This window comes from Micrococcoides hystricis (assembly GCF_042434215.1).
GTDB classification, from domain to species: Bacteria; Actinomycetota; Actinomycetes; order Actinomycetales; family Micrococcaceae; genus Micrococcoides; species Micrococcoides hystricis.
On the sequence record NZ_JBHLUB010000031.1, the window covers coordinates 1 to 14,927 of the forward strand.

General features: G+C 62.4%; 15 protein-coding genes. 4 read left to right on the top strand and 11 right to left on the bottom strand.

The window, feature by feature from the left end; all coding sequences use genetic code 11:
* The first annotated feature begins 186 nt into the window (after positions 1-186).
* Complete coding sequence (locus ACFFFR_RS09155) at positions 187-717, top strand: hypothetical protein (RefSeq protein ID WP_377459786.1); 531 nt, start codon at positions 187-189, stop codon at positions 715-717.
* A gap of 38 nt (positions 718-755) precedes the next feature.
* Here ACFFFR_RS09155 and ACFFFR_RS09160 read toward each other — a convergent pair whose 3' ends face one another.
* The 8 genes from ACFFFR_RS09160 to ACFFFR_RS09195 form a co-directional block, all read right to left on the bottom strand.
* Entirely contained in the window at positions 756-1,199 is a 444-nt protein-coding gene (locus ACFFFR_RS09160; RefSeq protein ID WP_377459788.1) for a MarR family winged helix-turn-helix transcriptional regulator, read from the bottom strand.
* A 9-nt stretch (positions 1,200-1,208) separates the two neighbouring features.
* On the bottom strand, positions 1,209-2,300 hold the full coding sequence (locus tag ACFFFR_RS09165; RefSeq protein WP_377460166.1) for an LLM class flavin-dependent oxidoreductase: 1,092 nt from the start codon (positions 2,298-2,300) through the stop codon (positions 1,209-1,211).
* A gap of 143 nt (positions 2,301-2,443) precedes the next feature.
* Positions 2,444-2,836: a fluoride efflux transporter FluC gene (locus ACFFFR_RS09170; protein ID WP_377459790.1), complete on the bottom strand. Its 393-nt coding sequence runs from the start codon at positions 2,834-2,836 to the stop codon at positions 2,444-2,446.
* A gap of 3 nt (positions 2,837-2,839) precedes the next feature.
* On the bottom strand, positions 2,840-3,211 hold the full coding sequence (locus ACFFFR_RS09175; RefSeq protein WP_377459792.1) for a fluoride efflux transporter FluC: 372 nt from the start codon (positions 3,209-3,211) through the stop codon (positions 2,840-2,842).
* A gap of 14 nt (positions 3,212-3,225) precedes the next feature.
* Complete coding sequence (hisN, locus tag ACFFFR_RS09180; protein ID WP_377459794.1) at positions 3,226-4,047, bottom strand: histidinol-phosphatase; 822 nt, start codon at positions 4,045-4,047, stop codon at positions 3,226-3,228.
* 10 nt (positions 4,048-4,057) lie between these two features.
* Positions 4,058-5,176 (bottom strand): ribosome small subunit-dependent GTPase A, encoded by a 1,119-nt coding sequence (rsgA, locus tag ACFFFR_RS09185; protein ID WP_377459796.1) that lies wholly within the window; start codon positions 5,174-5,176, stop codon positions 4,058-4,060.
* Positions 5,173-6,606 (bottom strand): 3-phosphoshikimate 1-carboxyvinyltransferase, encoded by a 1,434-nt coding sequence (aroA, locus tag ACFFFR_RS09190; protein WP_377459798.1) that lies wholly within the window; start codon positions 6,604-6,606, stop codon positions 5,173-5,175. The genes rsgA and aroA overlap by 4 nt, the downstream gene beginning before the upstream one ends.
* Positions 6,607-6,625: 19 nt before the next feature.
* Complete coding sequence (locus ACFFFR_RS09195) at positions 6,626-7,117, bottom strand: DoxX family protein (protein ID WP_377459799.1); 492 nt, start codon at positions 7,115-7,117, stop codon at positions 6,626-6,628.
* Positions 7,118-7,300: 183 nt separating this feature from the next.
* On the opposite strand from ACFFFR_RS09195, the gene ACFFFR_RS09200 reads away from it, so the two are divergent.
* Complete coding sequence (locus tag ACFFFR_RS09200; RefSeq protein WP_377459801.1) at positions 7,301-7,978, top strand: sigma-70 family RNA polymerase sigma factor; 678 nt, start codon at positions 7,301-7,303, stop codon at positions 7,976-7,978.
* Positions 7,975-8,253 carry a mycothiol system anti-sigma-R factor gene (gene rsrA / locus ACFFFR_RS09205; RefSeq protein WP_377459803.1) on the top strand — a complete coding sequence of 93 codons (279 nt, stop codon included), beginning with the start codon at positions 7,975-7,977 and terminating at the stop codon, positions 8,251-8,253. Before ACFFFR_RS09200 ends, rsrA begins: the two co-directional genes overlap by 4 nt.
* Positions 8,254-8,342: 89 nt before the next feature.
* Here rsrA and ACFFFR_RS09210 read toward each other — a convergent pair whose 3' ends face one another.
* Together ACFFFR_RS09210 and ACFFFR_RS09215 are read right to left on the bottom strand one after the other, a co-directional pair.
* The gene (locus ACFFFR_RS09210) at positions 8,343-8,417 is read right to left on the bottom strand and encodes a 50S ribosomal protein bL37 (RefSeq protein WP_377460168.1); all 75 of its coding nucleotides are present in this window, start codon (positions 8,415-8,417) and stop codon (positions 8,343-8,345) included.
* Positions 8,418-8,482: 65 nt separating this feature from the next.
* Positions 8,483-9,079: a GDSL-type esterase/lipase family protein gene (locus tag ACFFFR_RS09215; RefSeq protein WP_377459805.1), complete on the bottom strand. Its 597-nt coding sequence runs from the start codon at positions 9,077-9,079 to the stop codon at positions 8,483-8,485.
* A 249-nt stretch (positions 9,080-9,328) separates the two neighbouring features.
* Here ACFFFR_RS09215 and ACFFFR_RS09220 point away from each other — a divergent pair, with 249 nt between their 5' ends.
* Positions 9,329-11,002 carry an HNH endonuclease signature motif containing protein gene (locus ACFFFR_RS09220; protein ID WP_377459806.1) on the top strand — a complete coding sequence of 558 codons (1,674 nt, stop codon included), beginning with the start codon at positions 9,329-9,331 and terminating at the stop codon, positions 11,000-11,002.
* Between the two features lie 125 nt (positions 11,003-11,127).
* Here the strand turns inward: ACFFFR_RS09220 and ACFFFR_RS09225 are convergent, their stop codons facing one another.
* Entirely contained in the window at positions 11,128-14,883 is a 3,756-nt protein-coding gene (locus tag ACFFFR_RS09225) for a multifunctional oxoglutarate decarboxylase/oxoglutarate dehydrogenase thiamine pyrophosphate-binding subunit/dihydrolipoyllysine-residue succinyltransferase subunit (protein ID WP_377459808.1), read from the bottom strand.
* Positions 14,884-14,927 lie beyond the last annotated feature (44 nt).

Below are 14,927 nucleotides of genomic sequence, written 5' to 3' on the forward strand. Positions count from 1 at the left end.
ATGTGTTGTTTCAGCACTTCCATCTTCGAAAGACCTCGACACTTTTTATGCCTTCAACACACCCCGATCACAAAACCGATCTACACCCAAAATTCCGAAGAGCCCCTAAAGTTCATTTCTGGTCCACAAGGGCTGGCTAGGCTCAGTACTGATGTATCGAAATAAACGTAATGGTGACGTGAACGCGTGAAAAATTTTAGGAATACGGCGCTGATTCTTGGTGGCCTTCTGCTCGCTCTTGGCGCTTTCATCTTCGTGGTGAGTTTTGTTCTCCCCTTGTTCTTTGGAGCTGTCATTGAAATCCAATGGGTCGCAAGCGGGGTCATCTTCGCGGGCTTTCTCATCGGCCTGTTTAAGATTCGCCAGCGCGGCTGGTCGCAGGAAGGCTCGCTACTGCTCATTCTGATCGTCTTGGTGGGCACGATCTTTGACATTCCCGGAAACCCCATCTTCAACGCTCCTTATGAGGCGCTCTTCCTTGAACCCGGGCAACGGCTCCAAGGCAGCGCCATGGTAGAGACGATCGGTGGAGAGACCCACGTGTCAGGTTCGGCAACCGTCGTTGATGCGGAGGGCCGCTATGTCAGTAGCCCGAACGGTTTCCTGATGGCGTTCTACCGGGCCCTGATCTACTTCGTGTTCTATGCCGTGCTGCTGACACTCTCCGGACTCTTGCCGAACCGTCGCCAGAAAGCTACTGCCGAGGCGAATGCCTAAGATCGGAATCGTAAAGATTCGTGCTTGGTTTCATGCGACTAGGAAGTAAGCCCCAGTTCGATGCGTTGAAAGATCCGCACGAGTGTCTCCGCATCATCTTCGGAGAGTAGATTCATGAAGTGCTCGCGGACGAACACGGAGTGGAGCTTGGCCGCCCGCAGAAAAACGCGTTTGCCTTCGGGCATCAACTGCACCCACCTAGAGCGTCCGTCGGCGGCGTCCGGCACAATGCTGACCCATTCGCGATCTTCGTGTCGGCGGATCCGGTAGCTGAGCCGCGAAGCGGAAAAAATGATCCGCTCCGCGAGCTCGCCCATCCGTAATCGGTGTTCCGGTGCTTCCACAAGAGCCAGCAAAATGTTGTAGTCACCGACCGATAGACCACTGCTTTCCTGCAGGTGCTCATCAACGGCGTTGGTCAACGCGGCGGAAGTTTCAAAGTACTGCCGCCAGGCGTCTTGGAGAAGGGCATTGGAACTCATGAGTTCATTCTACTTTTGCGGGAGGTTAACGGTTTCCTTCTTGGCGTCGCCGTGAACTGGTGCGTTCGGCACATCGTCCGGACGCCCGATGGCGAACTCCTTACGAAGGACCGGCACGACTTCCTCGCCCAGCAACTCGATCTGCTCCAGCACCTTCTGCAGCGGCAGGCCGGCGTGGTCGATCAAGAACAACTGGCGCTGGTAGTCACCGGCGTAGTCGCGGAAGGACAGCGTCTTCTCGATGACCTGTTCCGGGGTACCCACGGTCAGCGGGGTCTGTTCCATAAAGTCTTCTAGGCTTGGGCCACCGCCGTAGACCGGTGCGTGGTCGAAGTACGGGCGGAACTCCTTGATGGCGTCTTGGGAGTTCTTGGCCATGTAAACCTGGCCACCGAGACCCACGATGGCCTGGTGAGCCTTACCGTGACCGTAGTGCTCGTAGCGCTCGCGGTACAGCTTCACCAAGCGTTCGGTGTGCTCCTTGTTCCAGAAAATGTTGTTGTGGAAGAACCCATCACCGTAGAACGCAGCCTGCTCAGCGATCTCTGGGGACCGGATGGAGCCGTGCCACACGAACGGTGGAACATTATCCAGCGGCCGCGGGGTAGCGGTGAACTGATGCAGTGGCGTGCGGAAGCGTCCGGACCAGTCCACGTCCTCTTCACGCCAGAGCTTGTGCAGCAGCGCATAGTTCTCGATGGCCAGTGGAATGCCCTGCCGGATGTCTTTGCCGAACCACGGGTACACCGGGCCGGTGTTACCGCGGCCCATGGTCAAGTCAACTCGACCATCGGCCAGGTGCTGCAAGTAGGCATAGTCTTCAGCGATGCGCACCGGATCGGTGGTGGTGATCAGCGTGGTTGCCGTCGAGAGGATCAGCTTCTCGGTCTGGGCAGCAATGTTGGCCAAGAGCACCGGCGGATTAGCGGGAGCCACAAACGGTGGGTTGTGGTGCTGCCCGGTGGCGAAAACATCCAAGCCGACCTCTTCGGCCTTCTTGGCGATTTCGACCGTGGCCTTGATTCGCTCGTTCTCGGTTGGGGCCTTACCGGTGGTGGGATCGACGGTGACGTCCCCGATGGTGAAAATACCGAACTGCATTTGTTGCTCAGTCACGATTGCTCCTTGTTCCTGCTCGTGGGTGCCGCCGGGTGACGACCCGCCAGCAGTTACTTCAAATTTGAACTATCGGTATAACGAGCCTACCAGATGCTTTATTCCCTAGGGTGTAAACGTGGCGGGGATTACCCGAGTACAGGCGCCAGTAGTGGCTCAAGCACCGTCCCGAGGAAAAGACCGACGGCGGCCGCCAACAGTCCGGTGAACAGGTGTAACCGGATGCTGCGTAACAGGTGGCGAATCCGCCGTTGATGCAGATCTTGAGCCCAGAGCACCATCACCGTTGAAAAGGTGGTCAGGCCACCGCACAATCCGGTGGCTAAGAGCAGGCCTACGCCACTGGTGGTGTCTAGGACGCTCAAGCTAGCGATGATCCCCAGTAATACGGAGCCGGCCATGTTCACAAACACCAGACCATAGGGCGCCGCCTGTGCCGCCACGTATCGGATCACCGAACCCAGCCCGCCCAGCACAAAGATCAGGCCAACAAGTGCCGCAGGATGTTCCAAAAATGCCATGGGCTAACCTCGATGCCGCGACTTTGTCAGGGCGATGCCCAACCAAGCCGCGACCAACCCAGCAGCCAAGGACACCAGGAAGTAGGTGATGGAACCGGAAACATCCCCGGCCCGGGCGGTGACGACGGGGGAGACCATCAAGGCTGAATAGGTGGTGAAGCCACCAAAGAACCCGGGGCCGATAAATCCGGATTGTGCCGCACTCATGCGTTTCAGCCACGGTTGGATGGCGCCGAGTCCAAACGCGCCCGCAACGTTGACCGCAAAGATCGCCGTATCAAAACTCTGGCCGGGCTCGCCCAAGAGCAATTGCACCCCGTACCGGGCCGCGGTGCCTAGGCCGCCGCCGAGGAAGACCCACAGCACAGGTGCCATCAAGCAGCCTGTCGTTATTCGGCGGGCCGTTGGCCGATGACCTCGGGGTTCAGCCGGTGCAGAACTTCTTGATGTAGCAGACCGTTGGTGGCCAACGCGTTGCCGCCCCACGGGCCAGCTTCACCCTCTAAAGAGGTGAACGTGCCGCCAGCCTCGGTGACAATCGGCACCAGCGCGGCCATGTCGTAGAGTTCCAACTCTGGCTCACAGGCGATGTCGACGGCGCCCTCAGCCACTAGGCAGTAGGACCAGAAGTCACCGTAGGCGCGGATGCGCCACAAATCAGAGGTCAGTTCGAGGAATTCGCGGATGTTGCCGCGCTCGCGCCAGCCTTCCAAGGAGGAAAAGGACATGGAGGCATCGGCTACGGTGGCGACCTTGGAAACGTTGATGCGGTGGGCCTTCGCCAGCGACTTACCCGTGTAAGCGCCAGCGCCCTTGGCCGCCCACCAACGCCGCTGCAGGGCCGGGGCAGACACCAACCCGACGACGGGTTCGCCGTCATCGACCAGCGCGATCAGCGTGGCCCAGACCGGCACCCCGCGCACAAAGTTCTTGGTGCCATCGATCGGGTCGATGATCCAGCGCCGGGGGCTGTTGCCAGACAGGCCGTACTCCTCACCGAGGACGGCATCGCGGGAGCGGATGCGGGAGAGTTGGGATCGGATGAGCTCCTCGGCGGCACGGTCCGCGTCGGAGACCGGGGTCAAATCCGGTTTGGTCTCCACTTTCAAATCCACGGCGCCAAAGCGCTCCATGGTCAGGGCATCGACGGCGTCGGCCAGAAAGTGGGCGAGCCGGAGGTCTTCTGTGTAATCTTTAGCATCCGCGGACATGTCTTCTACGCTACCCTAGGGTGCCTAGCTCCTTCGCGTCGTCATCGCCCTCTTCCAGGGCATCGGTACGTGACAAAAGTAACTTCCGCAGCGAATCGAGTCGCTGCGCACCGGCCGGCCCGGCTTTACCCTCAGCCACCCAGGGATCTAGCATGCAGCCCGGCGCTCCGGCAGCGTGGGTGCAGCCGCGCGGGCATTCTGCGGTCGCCGGCACCAAGTCGGTAAAAGCCGCCAAGATATTCTCGGCCGGCACGTGTCCCAGCCCCAAGGTCCGCACCCCCGGGGTGTCGATCACCCACGTGTCATCGACACCGTCATCGATGGCAATGGCCTGCGCCGACGACGAGGTATGCCGGCCCCGGCCGGTCACCACGTTCACGTGGCTGGTGGCCCGGGTAGAACCGGTCAGCGCGTTCACCAGCGTGGACTTGCCAACACCGGAATGGCCCAGTAGCACCGTGATGTGTCCGGCCAACAATTCCTGCACTTCGGCGAGGAAGTCCTGATCCAGCGGCAGAGACATCCCGGGGTCGATACTGCCGTCATCCACCGGGTGGGAGATCACGATGGGGATCTGCAAGTGGCGGTAGGGGGCGAGGAATTCCTCCGGGTCCCGCAAATCCGCCTTGGTCACGCAGATCAGCGGGTCCAGTCCCGCGTCGAAGGCGGCCGCCAGCGCCCGGTCCACAAAACCGTGCCGTGGCTCCGGGTTCGCTGCAGCGACCACGATGAGCAGCTGATCAGCGTTGGCCACGATGACCCGTTCCACCTCGTCGGTGTCATCGGCAGAACGGCGCAGCATGGTCGTACGCGGCTGGATCTTCACCAACCGGGCCAGCGTTCCGGGCTGCCCGCTGAGGTCTCCGACTAAAGACACCCGGTCTCCGGGGACCACAGGTTTACGGCGTAATTCCTTGGCCCGGACGGCGGTGACCACGCGGGCCGGTGCCCCGTCGTCGGCGGCTTCGGCGCTGACGTGGGCGCGGTACCGGCCCCGGTCTACCGTGACGATCCGTCCGATGACGGCGTCTTGGTGTTCGGGGCGGCGTTTGCTGCGGGGCCGTGAGCCCCGCTTGCTGGGCCGGATGCGGGCCGCCGATTCATCGTAGTGATCCCAGCGACCGCTCACGAACCCGACTCCGCAGTTGCCGTCTCACCAACCATGTCCGCCCAGAGCTGGGGGAAGTCCGGCATCGTTTTGGCGGTGGTGGCGATGTTCTCCACCCGGATGCCGGGGACCGCAAGGCCGATGATGGCGCCGGCGGTGGCCATCCGGTGATCGTGGTAGCTACCGAAGTCGCCGGCCTGCAGCGGGGCCGGGGTGATCTGAAGCCCGTCCGCGGTTTCCACGACCGATCCGCCCAGGGCGTTGATTTCAGTGGTCAGCGCGGCCAACCGGTCTGTCTCGTGCCCGCGTAAGTGCGCGATGCCGGTCAGGGTGGTGGGGGAGTTCGCCAACGCGGCGATGGCCGCCAGGGTTGGGGCCAATTCGGAGGCATCCGATATTGTCCCGCCGCCGGGGAAGGACACGCGCCCATCCGGGTCTTGCTCGGAGCTACCGGTGACCGTCAAGGTGCCCACACTTGAATCGTGGGCATCCGGGGTGAACTCCACTCTCGCGCCAAAGCGCGGCAGCAGCGTCCGCCACTGATCGCCCACCTGGGTGGTGCGGGCCGGCCAGTGCGGCACGGACACCGTCCCACCGGTGACCACGGCAGCCGCCAAGAACGGTCCCGCATTGGACAGATCGGGTTCTACCGTGGTGGTGAACCCGGCGATCCGTCCGGGAGTGACGGTCCAGCGCGGTCCGCGCCCGGCAACAGAAATGCCGTGCTCGGCCAACAGCTGGACGGTCATGTCGATGTGGTCCGGGGAGGGGACCTTCGCGCCCGTGTGCACAATCGTCAGCGGGGACTCGGTTCCTACGCCGAGAAAGAGCAGCGCGGTGATGTATTGACTGGTCGCAGTCGAATCCAAGGTCACCGTGCCGCCCGGTAGCGAGCCGGTCGAGCGCAACCTGAACGGCAGCGTCATCTCCTGCCCCGCAGCGCACGTGATCGGATTGTGTTGCTCATCCAACTGGGTCAGCTCCACGCCCTGCTGGGCGAGGGCGGAGAGCAACTCTGACATGGGGCGCACCCGGGCTCCCGGGTCGCCGTCAAAAATGTAGTCCCCGCCGATCAGGGCCGCCAACACCGGCGCAAAGCGCATCACGGTGCCGGCCAAACCGCATTCGATATACACCGGAGCGGCAGCCTCCTGACCTTGCGCAGCGGCTTCAGTCTTGGTGGCCCGGTTGAACTGCCAGCTGCCGTCTGCTGCCTCGGTCATGGTGATGCCCATCGCGGCCAGCGCCTGGACCATCAAGTCCGAGTCACGGGAGGCCAACGGGTTATGCAGCACCGTCGGCGCGGTGTTCTCCGGGTTCAGCGCCGCCAGCGTGGCTAACGTCAAGTACCGGTTGGTGAGGGATTTAGAAGCGGGAACATGAACACTGGCCCGCACCGGGGTGTGGGCCACCGGTGCCGGCCAGTATTCCAAAGCAGAGTTTGTGGTCATCGTCGAGAGGATCAACAACCTACTTCTTCAAATTCTCAATAGCCTTGGAGGCCTGCTTCTGGGCGTCCTTGGCCAGATGCTCGGCGCGCCATGCCAACGATGGCTTACCGCCGCGGTCTACGGAGGCGTAGATGACACCGCCGATGATGGATGCGTTCTTTAACAAGGTGGTGTTGCGCGCTTCCTGTTCTTCTTCGGTGTCAGCCGGGGCGGAGAGGTATTCCACCGCTGCGGTCACGGACTGGGTTGCGCCGAGCAGAATCGCCGCGAAACGTGGCAGCTTGCCCAGCGCCAACAGGGCGCCGGAACCGACTTGGATGCCGCCGAGGACGCGGGCCACCAAATCAGGGTTGTCGGTGACCAGGCTCAACGACGGATTGGCCTGACCTGCCTGGGCGAGAACTGGCTCAAGAGAGGTAGCTGCTGCCTCGGGTGCACGCAGTTGCTTGATGCCGGAAGCGATAATGCTGCTAGCCAACAGGGGACGGGCCAAACGTTGTGCGAGGGTCATCGTGTTCTCCTAGTGTCAGGTAGGGGAGTGATCCGAATGATAAACGGGTCTTACCTTCGTTAGTCTTTCATCTTTTGGCATCAATCCGGAATAGTTAACCCGCTTTGAGGGTTGGAACCAGTAGCAATGCCCGATTGAAAGGTAGACTCAGCTGAAGTGATCCTCAAAGAAAAGGTGAAGCCGATGTCTTCCGTTCCTGGCGATGTTGAGGCCGACCCGGTGGTCGATGTTGCGACTGAGACCGAGCCGGAACGCCGGGCCAGATTCGAAAAGTACGCCCTCGAGTACGTCGATCAGCTCTACGCTGCCGCCATGCGGATGACCCGCAACCCGCAGGACGCTGAAGACTTGGTGCAGGAGGCCTACACCAAGGCCTACTCCGCGTTCCACCAGTACAAGCCGGGCACCAACTTGAAGGCGTGGCTGTACCGGATCCTGACCAACACCTACATCAATATTTATCGTAAGGCCCAGCGTCAGCCGCAGCAGACCCAGACGGACACCGTCGAGGACTGGCAGATGGCTCAGGCCGCCGAGCACTCCCCGACGGGGCTGCGTTCGGCCGAGGCCGAGGCGCTGGATCGGCTCCCGGATTCGGACATCAAAGACGCGCTGGCCCAAATCCCGGAAGAGTTCCGGTTGGCGGTCTACTTCTCCGACGTCGAGGGCTTCTCCTACAAGGAGGTCGCCCAGATTCTGGATGTGCCGATTGGTACCGTCATGTCCCGGCTGCACCGGGGCCGCAAGCAATTGCGGGAACTGCTCGCCGACTATGCGGCCGGGCGCGGCATCAACGTCGAAGCTCAACGGGCAAAGAAAACTGACACGAAGACCACCAGCACGAAGGAGCAGCAGAAGTGAGCGGCGCAGAGAAGAATGAGCCTTGCACCGGTGCCGATTGCCCGGAGGCGCGTCTGGAACAAATCTACGAGTACCTCGACGGGGTGCTCACCGACGCGGAGCTGGCCACCGTGCAGCGCCACCTGGAAGAATGCAAACGCTGCGGGGATGAATACGATCTAGAGTGCCTGATCCGGGCCGCACTGAAGCGCTCCTGCCGGGAGAAAGCCCCACAACAATTGCGGGCCTCCATCCAAATGCGGCTCACCCAGGTGACGGTCTACCGCAGCGAATAACCGCCGATACAGCACCCGCAACGCAACGAAAAAGCGTGGCCACCTCACTGTCGAGGGGCCACGCTTTTTGCGTTGCTACAAAACGATTGTTAGCAGTTTGGCTTCTTGCCGTGGTTCGCCTTGTTCTTGCGGCGATCCTTACGCTTACGGGCGCGCTTGCTCATAGAGGGCCTCCTTTGAGTTGATTTACCGTCCAGTCTATCCGCGTTAAGCTGCAGAAATAAAAATGCTATGCGGTCGGCTCAGGAAGATTCAACCACTGGTACCAGCCCCGATGCAGCACCAACCACGCGATCAGCCCGTAGCCGGCCTGTCCCGGCAGCCCGTGGTTGGCGTTCAGGTCGGCCCGCCACTGCTCGTGCTGCTGCAACGCGGTAAACGTGTCCACGTAGTGGAAGCCACGCCGGGTCACCACATCGGCATACGCGCGGTTCAGATCCGCTAACCGGGCGTTGCGCTCGGCATCCAGCCCGGGGATCGGGCCAACAACCAGCACCGGCAGCTGGCTCTGGTGGGCGGCATCGAGCACATTCGCCAACTGCAACCGGGACCGGGCCGTGGTGATGTCAATATCCAAATCATGATCGCCCAACGCGATGATCAAATGGTTCTCCACCTCGGCTCCCACCCGACGGCGGACCTCAGTCTCCCAGCGGGCGGAAAGCTCCTCGGTGGTCTCTTCGGGAACGGCGAGGGGGTAGGCCTCAATTAGGGTTCCGGACGGGTCGGTCTTGGCGAGCACGCGCCCCAGCCAGCCCATGGCCCGAGGGTCGCCGACACCGGCGAGGATCTGCTCACCGAGTGCAATAATCCGAATCTGCCGCAACGCTACACCTGTCCCTTCCCAATCGGGTTCCTACCCAAAGCTGTGTTTTCGAGCGTATCAGCAACGACCCCGCTCACCCGGCAGCGGCGAGCCCGTCACAAGCGCAGCTTTTCGTCCGGATTCCTCCACACCGCCGTTCTGCGGGCCATACTCGTGGATAGCCGGCACCACAGTACCCTGAACGGAACACAACGCTCCTACCGTAGAGGTCATCCGCAGCACGTTGCACCAGACCCGAAGGAGGTAGCCGTGAGCACACCGCAGACCAACGTTGCATCCACTGACGATGGCATCGCGACCACCGCTACCACCACGGACCCGTTAGAACGCGCGAGCGCGGAACTGCAGGCCCTCGAGCAAGACCGCCGGGCGCTCGCGGCCAAACACTACCGGCACCTCTTCGACTTTGCCTTGGCCTATGTCCGCCACTCCAAGCCGCAGACCAGCGCACAGCAGCTCACCGTCCCGTGGCTGGAGGAACACGACGCAGGCGTGCTGCTGCGCAAAATGCTTGCCGAGCTGGCCCGCGTCACCGGGACCACGGACCGGACGGCCCGCCAACACATCGTCGCGGCCGTCAACCTGGTCCAGCACGGGGCCGAGTTGCTCAACAAACTCGAACGCGGAGAAATCTCCGTCCCCATCGCCGAGGCCGCGGCGGCCCAGCTGAAGTCCATTGCTTCGCCGAAAAAGAAACACGCGCCGGACGGATCGGCTTGGGAACCGGGACAGTACCAAGAACAGGTGGCAGAACACGAGGACGCCAAAGGCAAGTTAGGTCGTCAACTCAGCGAACTGGCCAGCACCGCTCCCGATGATCAAGACTTCCGCGATCAGGCGGCTCAAGCCCGCAATGAGCACCACCCCCAACCGCCGGCACAACGTCACCGGCGGGCACGCGCCAACCGATACGTACGGATTTCTTCGGCCGCCGATGGGATGGGCCGGCTCGAAGCCTTCCTCAGCTCCGCCGACCTTACCCAGCTGGAACGCAAACTAGCCGCAGCTACCAAACACCTGCGTGCCCGCGGACTCAGCACAGGCCGGACCATGCGCCAGCTGCAAGCCGATGTCTTCACCGATCTGCTCCTCGCCGAAGACACAGCCGAGGACAACATCAGCGAAAACCAGCAGCCAGATTCGGAAGAGACCGCACCGGTACCCGCAGCCCCCGTCGGCCTCGTGCCAAGCCAGCAGCCTCCGACCAGCGGCGGCACCCGCCCGCGGATCAGCGTACAGACGCACTTGTTGGTCACCGTGAGCTTTGAACAGCTAGTTGCCCTCGGCGGCACCGTCGATGAACGAACCTTGGGATTCCTCAAGAGCGCCTACCCAGAACTCTATGACCGGGCCATGCGCAACCGGCGCGCCAGCCGGCAGGGAAAGAAAAACCGACACAGGCCTCCACCACCGGATGCGCCCGATACCGATGCTCACGCTACCGTGCTGGGCAGTGCAGAGCCCTTGTCGGCGCCCGCCTCCGCACAGGCCGTAGCTGAAGCAGAGAGCGTGCACATCATCTTGACCGATCCGATCACCGGCTATCCCCTCGGCACCGGCCGCAAGAGCAGACGGGTCCCACAGCGGGTGCGCGAGCTCATCTCTTACCGTGACGGGCATTGCCGCTTCCCGGGTTGCCGGGTTCCGGCGGATCAATGCGAGCTCGACCATTGGAACGACTGGTCCGAAGGCGGACACAGCGGTTACCGCTGGATGGGGTTGTTCTGCCCGACACACCACACCGGGAAAACCGCCGGCTGGTGGACCGTGCTGGCACAACCGCAGCTAGGCGACGGCGTCCTAGAGTTCAGCTTCCCGAAGACGGGGAAGCGGACTCTGACCAAGCCGCTTCGCCCGCTGGCACCGAGCGCATGGGATGACTACACCGCACGGGACGAGGCACAGAACCCGCCACCCTTCTAGAGTCGTAGGCGATATCGGGTTAGCACCACCAAACAACAGTGGGGACGACCATCTTGTCGATGATCGTCCCCACTGCTTGGGTCCCGATGTGGTTACCGCACCGGCAGTGCAGAAACCGCTAGGGCTTAGGCGTCTTTCTCACCAAAGGCGCGGGCCACCAATTCGCGGCCTTCAACCTGGTGGACCTTCGCCGACCCGGTGGAGGTTGCGGCCGAGGCCGGGCGGGAGACCAGACGCATCGGCTGATCCAGCTCCGGCGCCAAGTTGGCAACCATGAACGGCCATGGGCCCTGGTTGGCTGGCTCGTCCTGTACCCAGAGCACTTCGGCGTTCGGGTACTTGGCCAGCTCAGCCTTGATCTGCTCGGTAGGCAGCGGGTAGAGCTGCTCCACACGCACGATGGCGGTGGTGCGGTCATCACGCTTGTCTCGCTCAGCCAGCAGGTCGTAGTACAGGCGGCCGGAGACCAGCATGACGGTCTCCACCTGGTTCGGGGACAGATCCGCATGTTCTGGGATGACCGGCTGGAAGCTGCCCTTGGTGAAGTCCTCGACCGAAGAAGCGGCGGCCTTCAGTCGCAGCAGCTGCTTCGGTGTGAAGATGATCAGCGGGCGGCGCGGACGGGCGTAGGCCTGCTGGCGCAGCAGGTGGAAGTGGTTGGCACCGGTGGTCGGGTTGACCACGGTCATGTTGTCCTCGGCGCACAGCTGCAGGAAACGCTCGATGCGGGCGGAGGAGTGGTCCGGGCCCTGACCTTCGTAGCCGTGCGGCAGCATCATGACGACGGAGGAGCGCTGGCCCCACTTCTGCTCGGCGGAGGAGACGAACTCGTCGATGATGGTCTGGGCGCCGTTGACGAAGTCACCGAACTGCGCTTCCCACAGCACCAAGGCGTCTGGGCGCTCGACGGAGTAGCCGTACTCGAAGCCGAGGGCGGCGTATTCGCTCAGCAGGGAGTCGTAGACCCAGAACTTGGCCTGATCGGCTTCCAGCTCACGCAGCGGGTACCATTCGTTACCGTTGCTGCGGTCGTGGAACACGGCGTGGCGTTGCACGAAGGTACCGCGGCGGGAGTCCTGGCCGGCCAACCGGACTGGAACACCTTCCATCAGCAGAGAGCCGAAGGCTGCGATCTCGGCGAAGCCCCAGTCGATGCCACCCTCGGTGGCCATCTTGGCGCGGCGCTCCAGAACGGCCTTCAGCTTCGGGTGCACGTTGAAGCCAGCTGGGATGTTGGCGTGGGCCTCACCAATCTTGGCCAGCGTGTCCGCGGAGATGGCGGTGGTTGCCGGATCCTTGCCAACCGGTGCGTCATCACGCAGCTCGGTCAGCCCGGAGCCGACCACCGGGATCGGGGAGGTCTGGGCGGCGTGGGTTTCGGCGAAGACGCGCTCCAGACGCTGCTGGTAGTCCTTCAGTGCCTGATCGGCTTCTTCCTGGGTGATGTCACCACGGCCGACCAGCGCCTCGGTGTAGAGCTTACGGGTGGAGCGCTTGGCCTCGATCAGGTTGTACATCAGCGGCTGGGTCATCGACGGATCATCCGATTCGTTGTGACCGCGGCGGCGGTAGCTGATCATGTCGATCACCACGTCCTTGTTGAACCGCTGACGGTATTCAAACGCCAGCTGGGCAACACGGACAACCGACTCAGGGTCGTCGCCGTTGACGTGGAAGATCGGGGCCTGAATGGTCTTGGCGACGTCGGTCGCGTAGACGGATGAGCGGGCCGAGGCCGGTGGGGTGGTGAAACCGACCTGGTTGTTCACGATGACGTGGACGGTACCACCGGTGCGGTAGCCGCGCAGCTGGGACAGGTTGAGGGTCTCGGTGACCACACCCTGGCCGGCGAATGCGGCGTCGCCGTGAATCAGGATCGGCAGCACCGAGAAGGAGGCCGAGGAGGCGCCACCGTGATCCAGGCGGTCCTGCTTGGCGCGGGTGATGCCCTCTAGGACCGGGTTGACGGCCTCAAGGTGGGACGGGTTGGCGGCCAAGTAGACCTTGGTCTCGTTGCCCTTGTAGGAGACGAAGGTGCCGGAGGTACCCAAGTGGTACTTCACGTCGCCGGAGCCTTGAACGGTACGCGGGTCCTGGGTGCCTTCGAACTCGCGGAAGACCTGCGCGTAGGTCTTACCGGCAATGTTGGTCAGCACGTTCAACCGGCCGCGGTGCGCCATACCGATGGTGACCCCTTCGAGGCCGGCATCGGCGGCACCGGACATGACACCATCCAGCAGCGGGATCAGCGACTCAGAGCCTTCGAGGGAGAAACGCTTCTGCCCGACGAACTTGGTCTGCAGGAAGGTCTCAAACGCTTCGGCGGCATTCAGCCGGCCCAGGATGCGCAGCTGCTCGTCCCGGGATGGTTTCTCGTACGGGTGCTCCAGCTGGTTCTGGAACCACTCGCGCTCTTCCGGATCGTGGATGTGCATGTACTCGATGCCGGTGTTGCGGCAGTACGCATCACGCAGGACACCGAGGATGGAGCGCAGCGGCATCATCGGCTTGCCGCCGAAGCCGCCGGTTGGCCATTCGCGGTCCAAGTCCCACAGGGTCAGCCCGTGGGTCTGGACGTCCAAGTCCGGGTGGCGGCGCATCCGGTACTCGAGCGGATCGGTGTCCGCCATCAGGTGACCGCGGACACGGTAGGCGTGAATCAGCTGCTGGATTCGGGCCACCTTGTTGATCTGGTCTTCCGGGTTGACCTGGATATCGGCGGACCACTGGACCGGCTCGTACGGGATCCGGATGGACTCGAAGATGTCCTCGTAGAAGTTCTGGGCACCCAGCAGCAGCTGGTGGACTAGGCGCAGGAACTCACCGGAACCGGCACCCTGGATCACGCGGTGATCGTAGGTGGAGGTCAAGGTGATGGTCTTGGACACGGCCAAGCGGTTCAGGGTCTTCGGGGAAGCACCCCCGAACTCGGCCGGGTAATCCAAAGCACCCACACCGATGATGGCGGCCTGTCCGGCAGAAAGCCGTGGGACCGAGTGGACGGTACCGATACCGCCCGGGTTGGTCAACGACACGGTGGTGCCGGCGTAGTCGTCGGCGGTGAGCTTACCGGAGCGGGCCCGGCGGATCAGGTCCTCGTACGCGTTCCAGAACTCGGAGAAGTTCATGGTTTCGGCACGCTTGATGTTCGGGACTACCAGCAGGCGGGAGCCGTCGTCCTTCGGCATGTCGATGGCGATACCGAAGTTCACGTGGGCCGGCTGCACGGCAGCAGGCTTGCCGTCTACTTCTTCGTAGCGGACGTTCATGGACGGGAATTGGGCCAACGCACGCACCACGGCGTAACCGATCAGGTGCGTGAAGGAAACCTTGCCACCGCGGGCACGAGCCAAGTGGTTGTTGATGACGATGCGGTTGTCAATCAGCAGCTTGGCGGGCAGGGAACGAACGGTGGTCGCCGTCGGGACCGTCAAGGACTGGTCCATGTTCTTGGCGATGGCGCGGGCTGGGCCACGCAGAATGTCAACCTTGTCTTCGGCTACCGGGGCATCATCGGCCGGGGCCTTCGGCAATTCAGGTTCAGACGGGATCGGGTTGGCCTTCTTCTTCGGCTTATCGGCTGGCTTGGTGGCCGGGGTAGGCACAGCAGATTCGTCTTGTTTCTTGGCCGGTTCCTTCTTGGCTGCCTTAGCCTCGGAGGTCTTTTTGGCGGGGGCGGCAGGAGAACTCTTAGCGGTTCCATTCTTGGCCGGAGCGGAGCTGTCAGCGCCCTCGTCGGCGCCCTCTAGCTGCTCAAAGATTTCCCACCATTTTTTGTCCACTGAGTTCTTATCGGACTTGTATTTCTCGTAAATTTCGGCAACGAGCCATTCGTTACCAGGGAATTCTTCCGAAAGACGACTGGACGTCAATTCTGGCACGGTGTTTACGCCTCTTCCATCTGTTGCGCTAGTTGGGATCCGCG